The sequence below is a fragment of the Arthrobacter sp. NPDC056493 genome, from assembly GCF_042795115.1.
Classification (GTDB): Bacteria; Actinomycetota; Actinomycetes; order Actinomycetales; family Micrococcaceae; genus Arthrobacter.
Map to the genome: position 1 here is coordinate 12,751 of NZ_JBHTSL010000070.1, position 14,785 is coordinate 27,535.

Sequence of the window (14,785 nt, forward strand, 5' to 3'; positions counted from 1 at the left end):
AAGCTTTCCATAGGCTCCCCGCGCAGCATTGATGTTGCCCGTGAACACCATATTGGGGAGCAATCATGCATTTTTCTTCACCGGCCCCTGCCGTCCCGCCTCTGAGCCGCCGGCAATTCGGACTGATTGTGGGAGGCGGAGCGCTCCTCCTCCTAGGCGGTGGGACCTACGGCATAGTGTCCCGCAGCAGACCCGGGGGCGGAGCCGGGCTCGCCACGGCCTTCGGGACCCTGTCCCTCGTCGACGCCGGACGCCTGGCCAGGCTTGATGCGCAGGGGCGGCCTGCTGCCACGCCGCTCGCCTCGGCCATATCGCAGGTCACGGACGGAACGCGGCGGGCCGCCGCAGCCGGCCAGCCAGGGATCCAGCGCATTTCCAGCCGGCGGGGCACCGCGGTGGACGACCACCACAGCGATCCCCTCCTGGACTCCGACTGGCCGCAGCCCGGCAACTTCACTTGGGGCGACGTCGTCGTGCTCGAAGTGGCACTCACCAATGTCCGGTCCGAGCCGGTCCTGTTCAGCCCCGGACAGCTGCGGCTGAAGCTCCTGCCCTCCGGCATCACCGTTGCCCCGCAGGACGCCGACCGCGGCCCCGGCACGATTGCCGCCGGCGCCACTGAACAGGTCTGGATCAGCTACCTCGCCCCTCACGACTCCGTCGCCATGGAGATCGAATACACGGGACTGGAGGACGTCGCCGCCCAGGCTCTCGCCCTGCCGCTTCTCACCGTTGCCAAGGAGACCTCATGAGCCCCCTGGACCTTCACATCAATGACGGCTACCTTCCGATGGTGGACGGCACGCTCGTCTACCACCGCGGGTTTGGGGACCGCCGGAGCGCGGTCAAGGATCCGAAACCCAGCCTGGCCGTGAGTCCCCGGGTGTTTCTGCGCAACGGCTCCGTCGTGGCCAGCCGGACCTATCCGCTCAAGGCCGCGTTGCCTCCCCTGGGCCGGCCCGCACCGGCAGCCAAGGATCCCCTCAACCCGGGGGAGTTCCTGATCCGCCGCGCCCACTGGGCCAGCTTCTTCCCGGACCGGACGCTCATCGCGGAAACCGGCAGCACCATCAGCATCCGCGTGACCAACAACCTCACGCAGGACCACTCCCTCCAGTTCCTCAACGCCGGCCCAACGAAGGGCCACGTCGGAACCGGGGCCATCAGGCCGGGGCAAACCAAGACGCTGACCTTTAAGGCGCCGACGGAAGGCGCCTACCTGTACTGCGACCCCGGCGGCGAACCGGCAGACCCCGATGCGGATCCGGTGCAGCGGATCCTGGGCCTGTTCGGCGCCCTCCTGGTGGTGAACCCGGACTCGCCGTGGCTGGCGGGCGCGGACGGACCCGAATTCGAGCGCCAGTGGCTGTGGATACTCCACAACGTCGATCCTGTCTGGGCAGGCATCGCCTCCCGGCAGGGCACCGTTGACCCGGACAAGACGCCCGTGGTGCCCCGCTACTTCACGCTCAACGGGCGCAGCGGCTACCAGTCCCTGGCCGCCTCCACCGATGAGGCGCTGAACCGGATCCGGGAGGAGGACACCCTGATGTCCGGCTCCGCGCGCCAGATCGACGTCCGGAACTTCAGCCTCACACCCGCGGCCGGCACTGTCCGCGCCGGGCAGCTTATGCGCTTTGTCAATGCGGGCGTCGTCCACCACCAGCTCCATTTCCACGGAAACCATCTCTGGACGGTGCAGCGCAACGGTGAGCCATTTCCGCGCACCAAGGGCCGGGTGGATTCCGACGGACACGTGGTGCTCCAGCAGTGGGAAGACGTGGTGGAAATGCACCCGCTGGACCGCAAGGAGTCGATGCTGCCGATGCGGCGCCCGCCGGAGGCCATCGAGCAGGTGTGGAACGCCCGGAAGACGGATTGGAACTACCCGATGCACTGTCATGCCGAGCCGTCGCAGGTGGCGCGTGGCGGCATGTACCCCGGCGGGCTCGTGGGCCACTGGACCCTCGCCGCACCCGGACCGGTCAACGCCACCCCGCCGCACGAACTGTTCCGCAGCCAGGTGGACTTCAGCTCGAACCAGATGCACGAGGGAAGCCCTGCCACCGAGTTCCCCCTGAAGCCCGACGTCGCGCATGAATTCAAGTTCTTCAACCAGAAGATGAAGTTCGACGACGGCGGAGAGTTCGAGATGTGGACGTTCGAGACGGAGAACTCAGGCCGGATCTTCCCCGCTCCCCTGGTTCGACTCACGGAAGGACAGTTGTTCCACGGCACCATCCACCCGAGCAAGCGGGTCCACACAGTCCACTGGCACGGCATGGAGCCCGACCCCAGGAACGACGGCGTGGGCCACACATCCTTCGAGGTATCCGGTTCCTACACCTACCAGTGGCGGCCTGAGCGGGGAATCCCCGGAAACCCGAACGTCGGCGCGTCCGGAACGTACTTCTACCACTGCCACGTCAATACCACGCTGCATGTGCAGATGGGCATGTTCGGCCCGCTGATCATCGACCCGCCGGTACATAAGGACTACCCGGTGACCAAGGGAGCGCGGCGGGCATTCGTCGACGGCCCGGAGTACGACATCGACACCGAGACCATCCTGGTCCCGTATTCGGTGGACCCGCGCTGGCACGAACTCAACCACGCCGCGGGCCTCTCCGGAGATGATGCCGGCCTGGACAAGTTCCAGCCCGAGCACTTCTACCTGCTCGGCGGCGAACTTGCCCCCGCGCCCACAGCAGAGGGGCCAATCCAGCTGACCCGCATCCGTGCCCGCGTCTCCACCGGGGGCACGGTAAAACCCACGCTGCTGCGCCTGCTGAACGCCAACTATTTCCCGGTGAACGCCTATTTCACCGACTCCGCGGGAAAGCGCGTCGCCATGGCCGAGCTGATCGCCCACGACGGCCGGCCGTTCCGGGACACTTCAAACCCCAATGCGCCGGCCCTGCCCATCTCGAAAACGAGCCCCATGCGCACCAGCATCATCAACTTCGGTGCCGCCGAGCGCTACGACATGCTCCTGCGCCCGCCGGCGGCTGGTGACTACACGCTCACTGTGGACCTGCTGGACTGGATCACCCGAAAGGTGGTCAAGTCACGGCAAATCCCGGTCATCGCGCGGTGAGCCCGGGGTCAGTAGACGGGCTTTTGGGGCTCCACGTCCCGAACCCAGGCGAGGATGCCGCCGTCGAGGTGGCTGACGCGCTGGTAGCCGGCCTTCCGGGCGGCTGCCAGCACGGCGGCGGACCTCGTCCCGGCCTTGCAGTGGAACACGATGTCCTTGTCCTGGGGCAGCTCGCCCCATGCCTCGCCGGAGAGGATGCGTCCCTGCGGGATCAGCACGGAACCGTCGATCCGGACGATGTCGTACTCCCCCGATTCACGCACGTCCACAAGGTCGAAGTCCTTCAGCCCCGCTTCCCGCGACGCCAGCATGGTTGCCAGCTGCGCTGCCGTGACGGTGTGGTCCGTGTCGGTTGTCTCCGCCGGCGCGATGCCGCAGAAGGCCTCGTAGTCGGTGAGCTCCGTGATCCGCGGGGCGTCGGGGTCCTTGGACACCCTGATCTCGCGCCAGCTGCCGCCCAGGGCGTCGTACAGGGCCACCCGGCCCAGCAGGGAACGCCCGACGCCGGTAATCAGCTTGACTGCCTCCGTCACCATGAGCGATCCGACCGCCGCGCACAGCATGCCGAACACACCGCCCTCCCCGCACGACGGCACGGAACCCGCCGGCGGCGCCTCCGGATAGAGATCGCGGTAGGTGGGTCCGTGCTGCTCCCAGAAGACGCTGACCTGCCCGTCGAAACGGAAGATCGATCCCCACACGTACGGCTTGCCGAGGATGGCGGCGGCGTCGTTGACCAGGTAGCGGGTGGCGAAGTTGTCCGCGCCGTCCAGGATGAGGTCGTAGCCGGCGAAGAGCTCCAGGGCGTTGGAGGCATCGAGCCTGACGTTGTGCAGCCGGACGTCCACCAGCGGGTTCAGCTCAGCGATGGCATCCCGTGCGGACTCGATCTTGGGACGGCCGACGTCGTGAACTCCGTGGATGACCTGCCGCTGCAGGTTGCTCAGGTCCACGGCGTCGTCGTCGACGATCCCGATGGTTCCCACGCCGGCAGCGGCGAGGTAGAGCAGCGCCGGCGCGCCCAGGCCACCCGCACCGATGACCAGCACACGCGCGTTCTTCAGCCGCCTTTGGCCGAGGGCTCCGATTTCGGGAATGATGAGATGCCGGGAATACCGCTCCACCTCTTCGGTGGACAGCCCGGGCGCGGGATCGACGAGGGGGCCCGGCTGCGTGCGGACAGTATTTGCGGTGGACGGAGAAGCCATACTTCAATGTATGCCTGAAGATACCGCGCGGTCATATTACCCCCGGGTAAAGTGAAGTTAACAGCAAAGGAAAGAAGGCCAACAGTGGTTCATCATGCACCGGTTGATCGAACTCAGGCCGCGCAATCCAATGCCGGCCCGGCCCGCCCCGCCGGCCAGCGCTCCGCCAGGTTGCCGCGCGACGAGCGCCGGGCCCAACTGCTGGCAGCTGCCCAGGAGGTTTTTGTTGCCAACGGCTACCACGGCGCAGCCATGGACGAGATCGCGGAAACGGCCCACGTCAGCAAGCCCGTGCTCTACCAGCACTTCCCGTCGAAGCGTGAGCTGTACCTTGCCCTGCTGGACAGCCATCTCGAGGCACTGACCGAGCTCATGCTCGGGGCCATGAACTCCACCACGGACAACAAGGAGCGTGTGCAGGCCGTCATGCGCGCCTATTTCCGCTTCATTGACAGCGACGACCAGGCCCACCGGCTGGTGTTCGAGTCCGACCTCATCAACGACGCCGATGTCAGCTCGCGCCTGGAGACGTTCAACAAGACGTTCGCCGAGGCCATTGCAAGGATCATCGCCGAGGACACCAAACTGCCGCTGCTGGAAGCCCAGCTGCTGGGACGCGGGCTGGCCGGCATGGCCCAGGTCAGCGCCCGCTACTGGCTCGAGACGGACGGGAACCTCGACCTCGATGTGGCCAGCGACCTGATTTACCGTTTAGCTTGGCGCGGAATCTCTCGCTTCCCCAAAGAGACCTAGACTACAACTGAAACTACCTTTGTAATTTCAACCTTGATTGGCTGGGAGGCCTCGCTGTGGAAGTAAAGATCGGCATTCAGAACGTCGGCCGTGAAATTGTGCTGGAATCGGCTCAGGATGCTGACGCTGTGGCTAAAGTAGTGGCCGAGGCCATCGCCAAGGGCAGTGAGCTCCGCCTGAACGACGAGAAGGGCCGCCAGATCATCGTCCCGGCCAACGTGCTGGGCTACGTCGAAATCGGCGCTGAGGAAGTGCGCCGGGTCGGCTTCGGCGCCCTGTAGGCCGAGCCGTGCTGTCCCTCGTGATCGTGCTCCTGGTGACTGCCGCTGCCGGCTTCATCGTCTGGGCCAACGACCGGCGCCACACCAAGTACGGCATCCTCCTGCCGGCCGGTACCGCTGCGGCGGTAGGCATGCTGGCGTGGATCATCTGCATCTGGGCGGGGCTGGGCTACCAGCCGGGCCTGACCTGGATACCGTGGGTCCTTCCCATGGCGGCCGGGACGGCTGCTGCCCTGGCAGTGGCTGTCTACCTGGGCCGCACGCGGGCCAAACAGGACACCCACCGGCTGACGGCAGCGCTGAAGATCTGACCGCCCGGGATTCGGCAGCGTCAGTATTCGCGAACGTCCGGCCCGTGGCCTTCCTCTGTGCACAGGCAGAGCCGGTTTCCCTGGGCATCAGTGACCACCACCCAACTGGGTGCGTGGTCACTGTTCATTAAGGCCCCGGTGGCCGCGGTCTTCTCCAGGGCGGGTGCCGACTCCGCCTTCGAGCGGTGGACGTCCAGGTGCAGGCGGTTGTCGTTGGGGGTCGCGGTCTCCTGGAACCACACACCGGGACCGCGGCCGAAAGGATCCGTGAGGTCCCCGAACCGGCCCTTCCGGTAACCGAGCGCGACGCGCCAGACCTCGGAAATCTCCGCCGCGTCGGCCGTGTCGATGCCGATGTCCACCGACCGGTACAGGCCGGGCTGGGCCTCGGCGCCCGCCGCCGACGCGGCCGCGCTGACCGAGGCCGCGGCTCCGGTGTCCCGCGTGGTCACCTCGCCCCCGACGTCGTGCGAACTGAACCGGATGAACACCCGGTTGTAGCGCCAGTCCAGGTCCGGATGGTGGTCCATGTCCTCTGCCACACGCCCGACGGCGGCGATCAGTTCCAGCGCGGCAGCCGCCGTCGGCGTCTTATAGACGGTGACCAGGCCGCCCAGCCGGTAACGCCAGTCGCTAAGGCCTGCGAGCGCCTCGTCGATCTGGGGTCGGGTGAGGATGTCGTCCTTGGCGGCCACAACTGACTCCTTGGCAGTACCTGCTGAGCCTGCCCCGCCGGGCCGCCAAGGAGATTGGCCGGGGTTTAGAGGAACTCCGCCCGGCCCTCCATGGCCGACGAGGCCAGGGCATGCTCACGGCGCGGGATACGCCCGGCCGCACGCGCCAGCCTACCCGCGACGACTGCGTGTTTGAAGGCCCCGGCCATGAGTGCCGGGTTCTGCGCCCGGGTGACGGCGGTGGCCAGCAGTACGGCGTCGCAGCCCAGTTCCATGGCCAGTGCCGCGTCCGAGGCCGTACCGATTCCTGCATCCAGGACCACGGGGACAGACGCCCGCGACACGATCAGCTCGATGTTGTGCGGATTGAGGATGCCCAGGCCTGTGCCGATCGGTGCTCCCAGCGGCATGACGGCGGAGGCCCCCAGGTTCTCGAGCCGGAGTGCCAGGACGGGGTCGTCGTTGGTGTAGGCGAAGACTTTGAAGCCCCGGTTGACCAGCTGCTCTGTGGCGTCCACGAGCTCCACGGCGTCCGGCAGCAGCGTGTGCTCGTCCGCGATGACCTCGAGCTTGACCCAGTCGGTCTCCAGGGCTTCACGGGCCAGCTCGGCCGTCATGACGGCATCCCGGGCCGTGAAGCAGCCGGCGGTGTTGGGGAGCACGCGGATGTTGTGGTCCACCAGCAGCTGGAAGAGCGAGCCCGTTTCCGCAGGCGAATAGCGCCGCATTGCAACTGTGGTCAGCTGGGTGCCGGACGCGACCAGCGCTGAGCCGAGACCGTCCAGGCTCGGAGCCCCTCCGGTGCCCATGATGAGCCGCGATGTCAGTTCCACCCCGTCAATGACCAGGCTGTCTGCTGTTTCAATCAATGTTTCTGCCATCGTGCTCACCCTCCTTGGACTGCCGTGACTAGTTCGATCTCGTCGCCCTCGGCGAGGGCGGTGCTGTACCACTGGCTGCGGGGCACGACGGCTGCATTGCGCGCCACCGCCACACCGAGTCGCTGGCCGTCGGCGGCCTGCCCGTTGGCGGACAGGCGCCGCCCCGTGATCTGGCTGACGAGCGAGGTGACCGAGGCGCCCTCGCCCACAACCTGATCTATGCCGTTCAGAGTGATGTTCATGCTGGTTCCTTGTTTGGGTCAAATGTGACGTGGATCAAATCAGGCGGGGCTCAAATGTGACAGTGCTGCCACCGGGTCCGGGAGCCCGGGGGAAAACCGGCCCGGCAGGAAGTGGGCCCAGCGCGGGTCCGGAATGCCGTCCATGAGCTGGCGGCAGATCGCTGCCGCCGCCGGGGTCAGCAGGACGCCGTGGCGGAAAAACCCGGTGGCAATGATGAGGCCGGCCACGTCCGTCCCGGGCCCCTGCCCGCGGGCCGGCACCCGGCCGAGCAGCGGCGCGTTGTCGGGTGTGCCCGGCCGCGCCCGCGCGGTGGCTTCGAGGAGCTCGAGCTCGGCGACTGCCGGCAGCAGGACCTGTGCGTCGCGCAGCAACTGGTAGACACCGCCGGCGCTGGTGCCCGGCACGCCGTCCTCGCGCTGCGTGGCGCCGACCACCACCGTGCCGTCCTGGCGCGGCACGATGTAGACCGGAACGCCCCGCACCATACCGCGGACTGTTGCGGTGAGCAGGGGCTGCAGGTGTCCGGGGACCCTGAGCCTGAGGATGTCCCCGTAGACCGGGCGCAGCGGCAGCTGCAGTCCCTCCGGCAGGTTCTGCAGCTGCGCCGCGGCCAGGCCGTTGGCCACCACCGTCTCAGTGGCCCTGACGGTGCCGCCGCCGGCCAGCCGGACCCCGCAGACCCTCCCGCCGTCCCAGAGCAGGCCGGCGGCGTGCTCGCGCACGGCGTAGCCGTCCGCTGCCGCGATCTCCTGGCCATGGCCGGCCAGCTCCGCAGCAACCGCGCGGACCAGCCTGCGGGGATCCACCTGATGGTCTGCCGGGATGTCCAGGGCACAGGAGATCCCGGGGCTGAGCAGCGGCTCCCGTGACCGTGCCTCACGGATGGTCAGCGGTTCAACCTCCAGGCCGTGGGTCCGCTGCACGTCCCGCAGGTCCATCAGGGCGCGCCGGTCGGCGGGACCGGCACCCACCGCAAGGGTCGGCGTCGTCAGGTATCCCGCGTCTTCGCCGGCGCTGAGCGTGGCGGCAAACTCCGGCCACCTGGCGGAGGACTCCAGCATCAGCTCCAGGAGCCCTTCCTCCTGGTAATGCAGTTCGCTGACCGGAGCGAGCATGCCGGCCGCGGCCCAGCTTGCACCGCTGCCGGGCGCTTCATCGATGAGTACCACCGACCGGCCCGAGCGCCGTGCCTCCCAGGCGATGCCGTGGCCCACCACGCCGCCGCCGACGACGGCGACATCTGCCTCAAGACTGGTGGCGGCACATTCCGCGCCACTGATGTCAGGGTTCATGAAAATCCTTCCCTACGCCGGTACTAACCGGATCAGGTCAAGCGGTCGGCTCTGACGCCCTCTCAGCCCTGCGCCTTTTATGACAGCAGTAACGGCTCCCGCGGTACCTGCCCAGTTTAGAGGAACTAAGGTGGTTGCCATGACCCAGCACTCTGCCCACACCGCCGCCCGCCTGTACCTCTGCACCGACGCCCGCAAGGACCGCGGCGACTTTGCGGACTTCGTGGACGCGGCGTTTGCCGGCGGCGTGGACATCATCCAGTTGCGGGACAAGAGCATCGAAGCGGCCGAGGAACTTGAGCTGCTGGAAATCGTCCATGCCGCCGCCCGCAAACACGGACGGCTCTGGGCCGTGAACGACCGTGCCGATATCGCGTCCATCGCCGGCGCTCCGGTGTTCCACATCGGCCAGAAGGACCTGCCGTTGCGCGCCGCCCGGAAGCTGCTGCACGACGCCACCGTGATCGGGCTGTCCACGCACAGCACGGATCAGGTGGACGCCGCCGTCGCCGCCGCCCACGGGCGCAGCGGCCTGGACTATTTCTGCGTGGGTCCGGTGTGGGCCACGCCCACCAAGCCCGGGCGCGCCGCCGTCGGGCTCGATCTGCTGCGCTACGCAGCGGAGGCTGTCCGCACCGCGAACGAGGAACGGGTCGGCGGCCTGCTGCTGCCCTGGTTCGCGATCGGCGGGATCGACCGCACGAATGTGGAGCAGGTCCTGGCGGCCGGAGCCAGCCGGATCGTCGTCGTGCGCGCCATCACCGAGGCGGCAGACCCCACGGCCGCTGCGGAAGAACTGCTCGACGCCCTGGACGCAACGGCGCCGGCAGCCGTTTCCTAGGCGGAGAAACCGCTTAGCCGCTCAGTCCCAGCTGGACCATCCGCCGGGAATGGTGTTCCGCGACGTCGGCAGTGATGCCCCGCACCAGCTCCCGTGCGGTGGCGTCCGTGGCACCGGGTTCCGCCTCGACAAACAGCGCGCTCAGAAAGGCGTTTTCGTGGCCCACACGCTGGGCCTGCGTGATCGCTTCGCCCAGGAGCCGGCGGCCCCACAGCGCAAGCCTGGACGCGAGGCGGGGGTCGTCCGCCAGCGCTCCCCTGAGCCGCTCCCGGAGCACGGCCGTGGCCTCTTCCGACGACTGGATCTGCTGGATGACATCCCGCGTTCCGGCATCCACGAACCGGGCCACCGCCCGGTAGAAATCGGCGGACACGGTGTCCACCACGTACGCCTTCATGAGGGACTCGTACCAGTCCGCCGGGCGGGTCCGTTCGTGGAAATGGTCCACGGCCAACTGGAACGGCAACATCGCATCTTCGACGTCGACGCCCATCTCCGCCAGCTTGGCGCTCACCAGCTCGTAGTGCTGGAATTCGATGACGGCGATCCTGCCGAGCACGGCCCGGTCGTGCAGCGTGGGCGAGTAACGGGCGTCGGAGGACAGCCGTTCGAACGCGGACAGTTCGCCGTACGCCATCACGCCGAACAGGTCTGCGACAAAACGGTCGTAGCGAGCGGTGCCAGCCGAGGATGTGCCCATAATCCAAGACTAACGGCGCAATTCGGGCTAACCTGATTTTCGTGTCACATCATCGGCTCTCGCCCAGCGTCCACGAGCAGACCAACGCGCTCGCGGATGCCCTGAGCGCGCTGCGGACGGAACTGGAGCTTCCGGGGGAATTCCCCGAGAACGTGCTCAAGGAAGCCGAAGCCGCCGTGGCCAGCCGGGACTTCCCGGCCCTGGACCTGACCGGTGTGGAGTTCCTGACCATCGATCCGCCGTCGTCCACCGACCTTGACCAGGCGCTGTTCATCGAGCGCCGCGGCGAGGGCTACCGGATCCTTTATGCCATCGCCGACGTTCCGTCCTTCGTGCATCCGGGCGGCGCCCTCGATGCCGAGACCCGCCGCCGCGGGCAGACCTTCTACGCCCCCGACGGCCGGATTCCGCTGCATCCGGAGGTCATCAGCGAAAACGCCGGCAGCCTGCTGGCGGGGCAGCTGTGCTCCGCCTTCGTCTGGGAATTTGAACTCGACGCCGCCGCCGAAGTGGTGTCCGTCGTGGTGCGCCGGGCCTCCGTGCGCAGCCGGGCCAAGCTCAACTACAAGGGCGTCCAGGCGGACCTGGATGCCGGCACGGCCCCTCCCATGCTGCAGCTGCTGCGCGAGGTGGGGCGCAAGCGCGTGGACCTGGAGCGGGCCCGCGGCGGGGCCAGCCTGAACATGCCGGAGCAGGAGATCGTCCAGCTTCCCGACGGCGGCTACCGGATCGTGGCGGTCCCCCAGCTTCCGGTGGAGGACTGGAACGCCCAGATTTCGCTGATGACCGGGATGGCCGCCGCCTCGCTGATGCTCAACGGCAAGGTGGGCATCCTGCGCACCATGCCGGCCCCGGATGAACGCTCGCTCAGCCATTTCAAGCGCCAGACCGCCGCGCTGGGCAAACCGTGGGACGGGGAGGAAACCTACGGCGAGTACCTGCGCACCCTCGACCCCACCGACCACCGGCAACTGGCCATCCTCCATTCGGCCGGCATGCTCTTCCGCGGAGCCGCGTACACGCATTTCGACGGAACCGTTCCGGAGGACGCCGTCCAGTCAGCCATCGGCACGGCGTATGCGCACACCACCGCGCCGCTGCGCCGCCTCGTTGACCGTTTCGTTTTGGTCATCTGCGAGGCGCTGAGCAACAACCGGCCGGTGCCGGCCTGGGCCCGCCAGGCGCTTCCCTCGCTGCCGGAAATCATGGCGTACTCGGACCAGCTGGCAGCGCGGATGGAACGCCTTGCCCTGGACACAGTGGAAGCCGCGCTGCTGATCAACCACATCGGACAGGAATTCGATGCCGTGGTGATCTCCGGGTCAAAGCCGGCCAAAAACGGGAACGGCAACGGGAACGGCACAGGAAACGGCCACGGGAACGGCAACAACGGCAAGGGGCTGAACGGCAAGGGGACCAACGGATCAGGCCCGTCCGGGGTGGTCCAGATCGCCGAACCGGCCGTGACAGCCAGGTGCGAGGGAGAAATGGAGCCCGGCACCAGGGTCCGGGTCCGGCTCATCTCCTCGGACATCATCACCCGGGAAATCCACCTCGAGCTCGTCGACTGATCCGCGCAGGGCCCCCGCCACGGCCCCTGCGGCGGCCTGAGTCAAGGAAAACACGGGTTTGCCAGTAGACTGGGTGGGTAGTAATGGATGCCCGGTCGTTGATTTCCTTGATTTGAATTCAACAAGCCCGCCCCTACGCGATCTTGAGTCACACCCGCCGGTCCCCAGTGCCGGCAATTAGATAGCCCGCGATCGGCTTCCACTGGAATTGCTTGCGCGCCTGAGCGTGCTCCGGAACGGCCCCGCGCCCGCCCCGTTGAGCAGGCGGCGCCAATGCCTAAATGAATAAGGAAACTCCCCTGTGAGTGAATTGCATACCCACCAGCTACTCTCCGACGACACCGGCACCGAGACCATCGAGCCGGAAGAGACCATCATCTCGGACGAGAAGCCGCACGAAATAGCCGAAAAGTCGTTCGCCGACTTCGACGTCCGCGCCGACATCGTCGAGTCTCTGGCGGACGCCGGCATCACACACCCCTTCCCCATCCAGGCCATGACGCTCCCTGTCGCATTGTCCGGCCACGACATCATCGGCCAGGCGAAGACCGGCACGGGCAAGACCCTCGGCTTCGGCATCCCGGCCCTGCAGCGCGTGGTTGGCCGGGATGACGCCGGCTTCGACAAGCTGCCAGCGCCCGGCGCCCCGCAGGCCATGGTGATCGTTCCCACCCGCGAACTTGCCGTCCAGGTGGCCAACGACCTGCAGGCCGCTTCCCGCAAGCGCAACGCCCGGATCGCCACCATCTACGGCGGCCGTGCCTACGAGCCGCAGATTGATGCTTTGCAAAAGGGTGTGGAGGTCGTCGTCGGCACACCCGGCCGCCTGATCGACCTCTACAAGCAGCGGCACCTGGTGCTGAAGAACGTCAAGATAGTGGTCCTCGATGAGGCCGACGAAATGCTGGACCTCGGCTTCCTGCCCGACGTCGAGACCCTGATTGCCGGTACTCCCCCGGTCCGCCAGACCCTGCTGTTCTCCGCCACCATGCCCGGCCCGGTCATCGCGATGGCCCGCCGGTACATGACGCAGCCCACCCACATCCGCGCCGCCGATCCGGACGACGAAGGCCTGACCAAGCGCGACATCCGGCAGCTCATCTACCGCGCCCACAGCATGGACAAGACCGAAGTGGTCGCCAGGATTCTGCAGGCGCGCGGACGCGGCCGCACCATCATCTTCACCAAGACGAAGCGGACCGCCGCGAAGGTGGCCGAGGAACTGGTGGACCGCGGCTTTGCCGCCGCAGCCATCCACGGTGACCTCGGACAGGGCGCCCGCGAGCAGGCGCTGCGGGCCTTCCGCAACAACAAGGTCGATGTCCTGGTGGCCACCGACGTCGCTGCCCGCGGCATCGACGTTGATGACGTTACGCACGTCATCAACTACCAGTGCGTCGAGGACGAGAAGATCTACCTGCACCGCGTTGGCCGCACCGGCCGCGCCGGCAACAAGGGCACGGCCGTGACGTTCGTGGACTGGGACGACATGCCGCGCTGGGGCCTCATCAACAAGGCGCTCGGCCTGAGCGTTCCCGAGCCCGTCGAAACATACTCCTCCTCGCCGCACCTTTATGAGGAACTGGACATCCCGGAAGGCACCAAGGGCCGGCTGCCGCGCAGCAAGCGCACCCTCGCCGGCGTCGACGCCGAGGTCCTGGAGGACCTGGGCGAGACCGGCAAGAAGAACACCCGCTCCGGTGGCCGCGATTCCGGCCGCTCCGGCAGCAGGGAAGGCAGCCGCCGCGCCGGTGACGCGGGCAAGCGTTCAGGCGAGCGCCGCCGTCGTTCTTCAGACAGCCGCGCTTCAGAGTCCGGTGCGGAGACCGGAACAGCTGCCGCCGCCACCGCGACCGTTGAGGGTGAGCAGCCGGCACGCCCGCGCCGCAACCGCACCCGCACGCGGCGCCGCAACGGTGAAGTGGTCTCCGGCAGCGAATCTGCCGCAACCGGCTCACAGCCCGGCACCGAGGCCCCATAACCTCAATGACTGAAACTGTCTGGGCGCCGGACGGCAGCAACCTGGTGGTGCACGCGGATAACGCGGACTTCCTCCCCACGCTGCCGGACGGCGCCTTCACACTGATCTATGTGGACCCGCCCTTCAACACCGGCCGGGCCCAGCAGCGCCAGGAAACAAAGATGGTGCTGAACACCGACGGCGACGGCGACCGGGTGGGCTTCAAGGGCCGTTCCTACGACACGATCAAGGGCGCCCTGCACCGGTACGACGACGCCTTCAGCGACTACTGGTCCTTCCTCGAGCCGCGCCTGGTGGAAGCGTGGCGGCTTCTCGCCGACGACGGCACCCTGTACCTGCACCTGGACTACCGCGAGGTGCACTACGCCAAGGTCATGCTGGACGCCATCTTTGGCCGGGAATGCTTCCTCAACGAGATCATCTGGGCCTACGACTACGGTGCGCGGGCCAAAAACCGCTGGCCCACCAAACACGACAACATCCTCGTCTACGTCAAAAACCCGGCGAAATACCACTTCAACAGCGCCGAGGTGGACCGGGAGCCCTACATGGCGCCGGGGCTCGTGACTCCGGCCAAGCGTGAGTTGGGCAAGCTGCCCACGGACGTTTGGTGGCACACCATCGTCTCTCCCACGGGCAAGGAAAAGACCGGCTACCCCACGCAGAAACCCGAGGGCCTGGTGCGCCGCGTGGTGGCCGCGTCCAGCCGCCCGGGTGACTGGTGCCTCGATTTCTTCGCCGGGTCCGGCACGCTCGGCGCTGTTGCGGCCAAGCTGGGGCGCAGGTTCGTCTGCGTGGACCAGAACCAGCCTGCCATCGACGTCATGGCCAAGCGCCTCGGGGCGCACGCCGAGATCGCGTCCTACCCGCCCAACTAGGTAGCACGTCAGGGCGGTGACAGCGGTGGGTACGACGTACACTTATGAACAAATACAAGCCCCACCAAAAACAA

15 protein-coding genes and 1 riboswitch are annotated in these 14,785 nt (G+C 67.3%); of the genes, 9 read left to right on the plus strand and 6 right to left on the minus strand.

Annotation, left to right across the window (positions count from 1 at the left end):
• The first annotated feature begins 176 nt into the window (after positions 1-176).
• On the plus strand, positions 177-752 hold the full coding sequence (locus tag ACFQ50_RS21290; protein WP_377997615.1) for a hypothetical protein: 576 nt from the start codon (positions 177-179) through the stop codon (positions 750-752).
• The gene (locus ACFQ50_RS21295; RefSeq protein WP_377997616.1) at positions 749-3,097 is read left to right on the plus strand and encodes a multicopper oxidase domain-containing protein; all 2,349 of its coding nucleotides are present in this window, start codon (positions 749-751) and stop codon (positions 3,095-3,097) included. Before ACFQ50_RS21290 ends, ACFQ50_RS21295 begins: the two co-directional genes overlap by 4 nt.
• A gap of 8 nt (positions 3,098-3,105) precedes the next feature.
• Here the strand turns inward: ACFQ50_RS21295 and moeB are convergent, their stop codons facing one another.
• The gene (gene moeB / locus ACFQ50_RS21300) at positions 3,106-4,305 is read right to left on the minus strand and encodes a molybdopterin-synthase adenylyltransferase MoeB (protein ID WP_377997617.1); all 1,200 of its coding nucleotides are present in this window, start codon (positions 4,303-4,305) and stop codon (positions 3,106-3,108) included.
• An 84-nt stretch (positions 4,306-4,389) separates the two neighbouring features.
• Between moeB and ACFQ50_RS21305 the strand changes: the two genes are divergently transcribed.
• Genes ACFQ50_RS21305 through ACFQ50_RS21315 form a run of 3 tightly spaced genes read left to right on the plus strand, consistent with a single transcriptional unit; the run spans position 4,390 to position 5,650 of the window.
• Entirely contained in the window at positions 4,390-5,058 is a 669-nt protein-coding gene (locus ACFQ50_RS21305) for a TetR/AcrR family transcriptional regulator (RefSeq protein ID WP_377997618.1), read from the plus strand.
• A gap of 56 nt (positions 5,059-5,114) precedes the next feature.
• Entirely contained in the window at positions 5,115-5,339 is a 225-nt protein-coding gene (locus ACFQ50_RS21310) for a DUF3107 domain-containing protein (protein WP_076801574.1), read from the plus strand.
• Positions 5,340-5,347: 8 nt separating this feature from the next.
• On the plus strand, positions 5,348-5,650 hold the full coding sequence (locus ACFQ50_RS21315; RefSeq protein WP_377997619.1) for a hypothetical protein: 303 nt from the start codon (positions 5,348-5,350) through the stop codon (positions 5,648-5,650).
• A 20-nt stretch (positions 5,651-5,670) separates the two neighbouring features.
• Here ACFQ50_RS21315 and ACFQ50_RS21320 read toward each other — a convergent pair whose 3' ends face one another.
• From ACFQ50_RS21320 to thiO, 4 genes are all read right to left on the minus strand, one after another.
• Positions 5,671-6,345, minus strand: coding sequence for a 4a-hydroxytetrahydrobiopterin dehydratase (locus ACFQ50_RS21320; RefSeq protein WP_377997620.1), 675 nt, complete (start codon positions 6,343-6,345; stop codon positions 5,671-5,673).
• Between the two features lie 65 nt (positions 6,346-6,410).
• Entirely contained in the window at positions 6,411-7,205 is a 795-nt protein-coding gene (locus ACFQ50_RS21325) for a thiazole synthase (RefSeq protein ID WP_377997621.1), read from the minus strand.
• Positions 7,206-7,210: 5 nt separating this feature from the next.
• The gene (gene thiS, locus ACFQ50_RS21330) at positions 7,211-7,447 is read right to left on the minus strand and encodes a sulfur carrier protein ThiS (RefSeq protein WP_377997622.1); all 237 of its coding nucleotides are present in this window, start codon (positions 7,445-7,447) and stop codon (positions 7,211-7,213) included.
• A 39-nt stretch (positions 7,448-7,486) separates the two neighbouring features.
• Complete coding sequence (gene thiO, locus ACFQ50_RS21335) at positions 7,487-8,740, minus strand: glycine oxidase ThiO (protein ID WP_377997623.1); 1,254 nt, start codon at positions 8,738-8,740, stop codon at positions 7,487-7,489.
• Positions 8,733-8,852, minus strand: a riboswitch (TPP riboswitch). It overlaps the preceding gene by 8 nt.
• Before the next feature lie 27 nt (positions 8,853-8,879).
• Here thiO and thiE point away from each other — a divergent pair.
• On the plus strand, positions 8,880-9,581 hold the full coding sequence (gene thiE / locus ACFQ50_RS21340; RefSeq protein ID WP_377997624.1) for a thiamine phosphate synthase: 702 nt from the start codon (positions 8,880-8,882) through the stop codon (positions 9,579-9,581).
• A 13-nt stretch (positions 9,582-9,594) separates the two neighbouring features.
• Here thiE and ACFQ50_RS21345 read toward each other — a convergent pair whose 3' ends face one another.
• Positions 9,595-10,281 (minus strand): ferritin-like fold-containing protein, encoded by a 687-nt coding sequence (locus tag ACFQ50_RS21345; RefSeq protein WP_377997625.1) that lies wholly within the window; start codon positions 10,279-10,281, stop codon positions 9,595-9,597.
• Positions 10,282-10,322: 41 nt separating this feature from the next.
• Here ACFQ50_RS21345 and ACFQ50_RS21350 point away from each other — a divergent pair, with 41 nt between their 5' ends.
• The 3 genes from ACFQ50_RS21350 to ACFQ50_RS21360 all read left to right on the plus strand — a co-directional run bounded on the left by ACFQ50_RS21350 (position 10,323) and on the right by ACFQ50_RS21360 (position 14,711).
• Positions 10,323-11,852, plus strand: a complete 1,530-nt coding sequence (locus ACFQ50_RS21350) for an RNB domain-containing ribonuclease (RefSeq protein ID WP_377997626.1) — start codon at positions 10,323-10,325, stop codon at positions 11,850-11,852.
• A 301-nt stretch (positions 11,853-12,153) separates the two neighbouring features.
• A complete protein-coding gene (locus ACFQ50_RS21355; RefSeq protein WP_377997627.1) occupies positions 12,154-13,833 on the plus strand; it encodes a DEAD/DEAH box helicase in 1,680 nt (559 codons plus the stop codon).
• A 5-nt stretch (positions 13,834-13,838) separates the two neighbouring features.
• Entirely contained in the window at positions 13,839-14,711 is an 873-nt protein-coding gene (locus tag ACFQ50_RS21360; RefSeq protein ID WP_377997628.1) for a DNA-methyltransferase, read from the plus strand.
• Positions 14,712-14,785: the final 74 nt, after the last annotated feature.

Coding starts and splice junctions, on each gene's coding strand:
- moeB (WP_377997617.1), bottom strand. CDS start 4,305: ATGGCTTCTCCGTCCACCGCAAATACTGTCCGCACGCAGCCGGGCCCC.
- thiS (WP_377997622.1), bottom strand. CDS start 7,447: ATGAACATCACTCTGAACGGCATAGATCAGGTTGTGGGCGAGGGCGCC.
- thiE (WP_377997624.1), top strand. CDS start 8,880: ATGACCCAGCACTCTGCCCACACCGCCGCCCGCCTGTACCTCTGCACC.
- ACFQ50_RS21325 (WP_377997621.1), bottom strand. CDS start 7,205: ATGGCAGAAACATTGATTGAAACAGCAGACAGCCTGGTCATTGACGGG.
- ACFQ50_RS21295 (WP_377997616.1), top strand. CDS start 749: ATGAGCCCCCTGGACCTTCACATCAATGACGGCTACCTTCCGATGGTG.
- thiO (WP_377997623.1), bottom strand. CDS start 8,740: ATGAACCCTGACATCAGTGGCGCGGAATGTGCCGCCACCAGTCTTGAG.
- ACFQ50_RS21345 (WP_377997625.1), bottom strand. CDS start 10,281: ATGGGCACATCCTCGGCTGGCACCGCTCGCTACGACCGTTTTGTCGCA.
- ACFQ50_RS21360 (WP_377997628.1), top strand. CDS start 13,839: ATGACTGAAACTGTCTGGGCGCCGGACGGCAGCAACCTGGTGGTGCAC.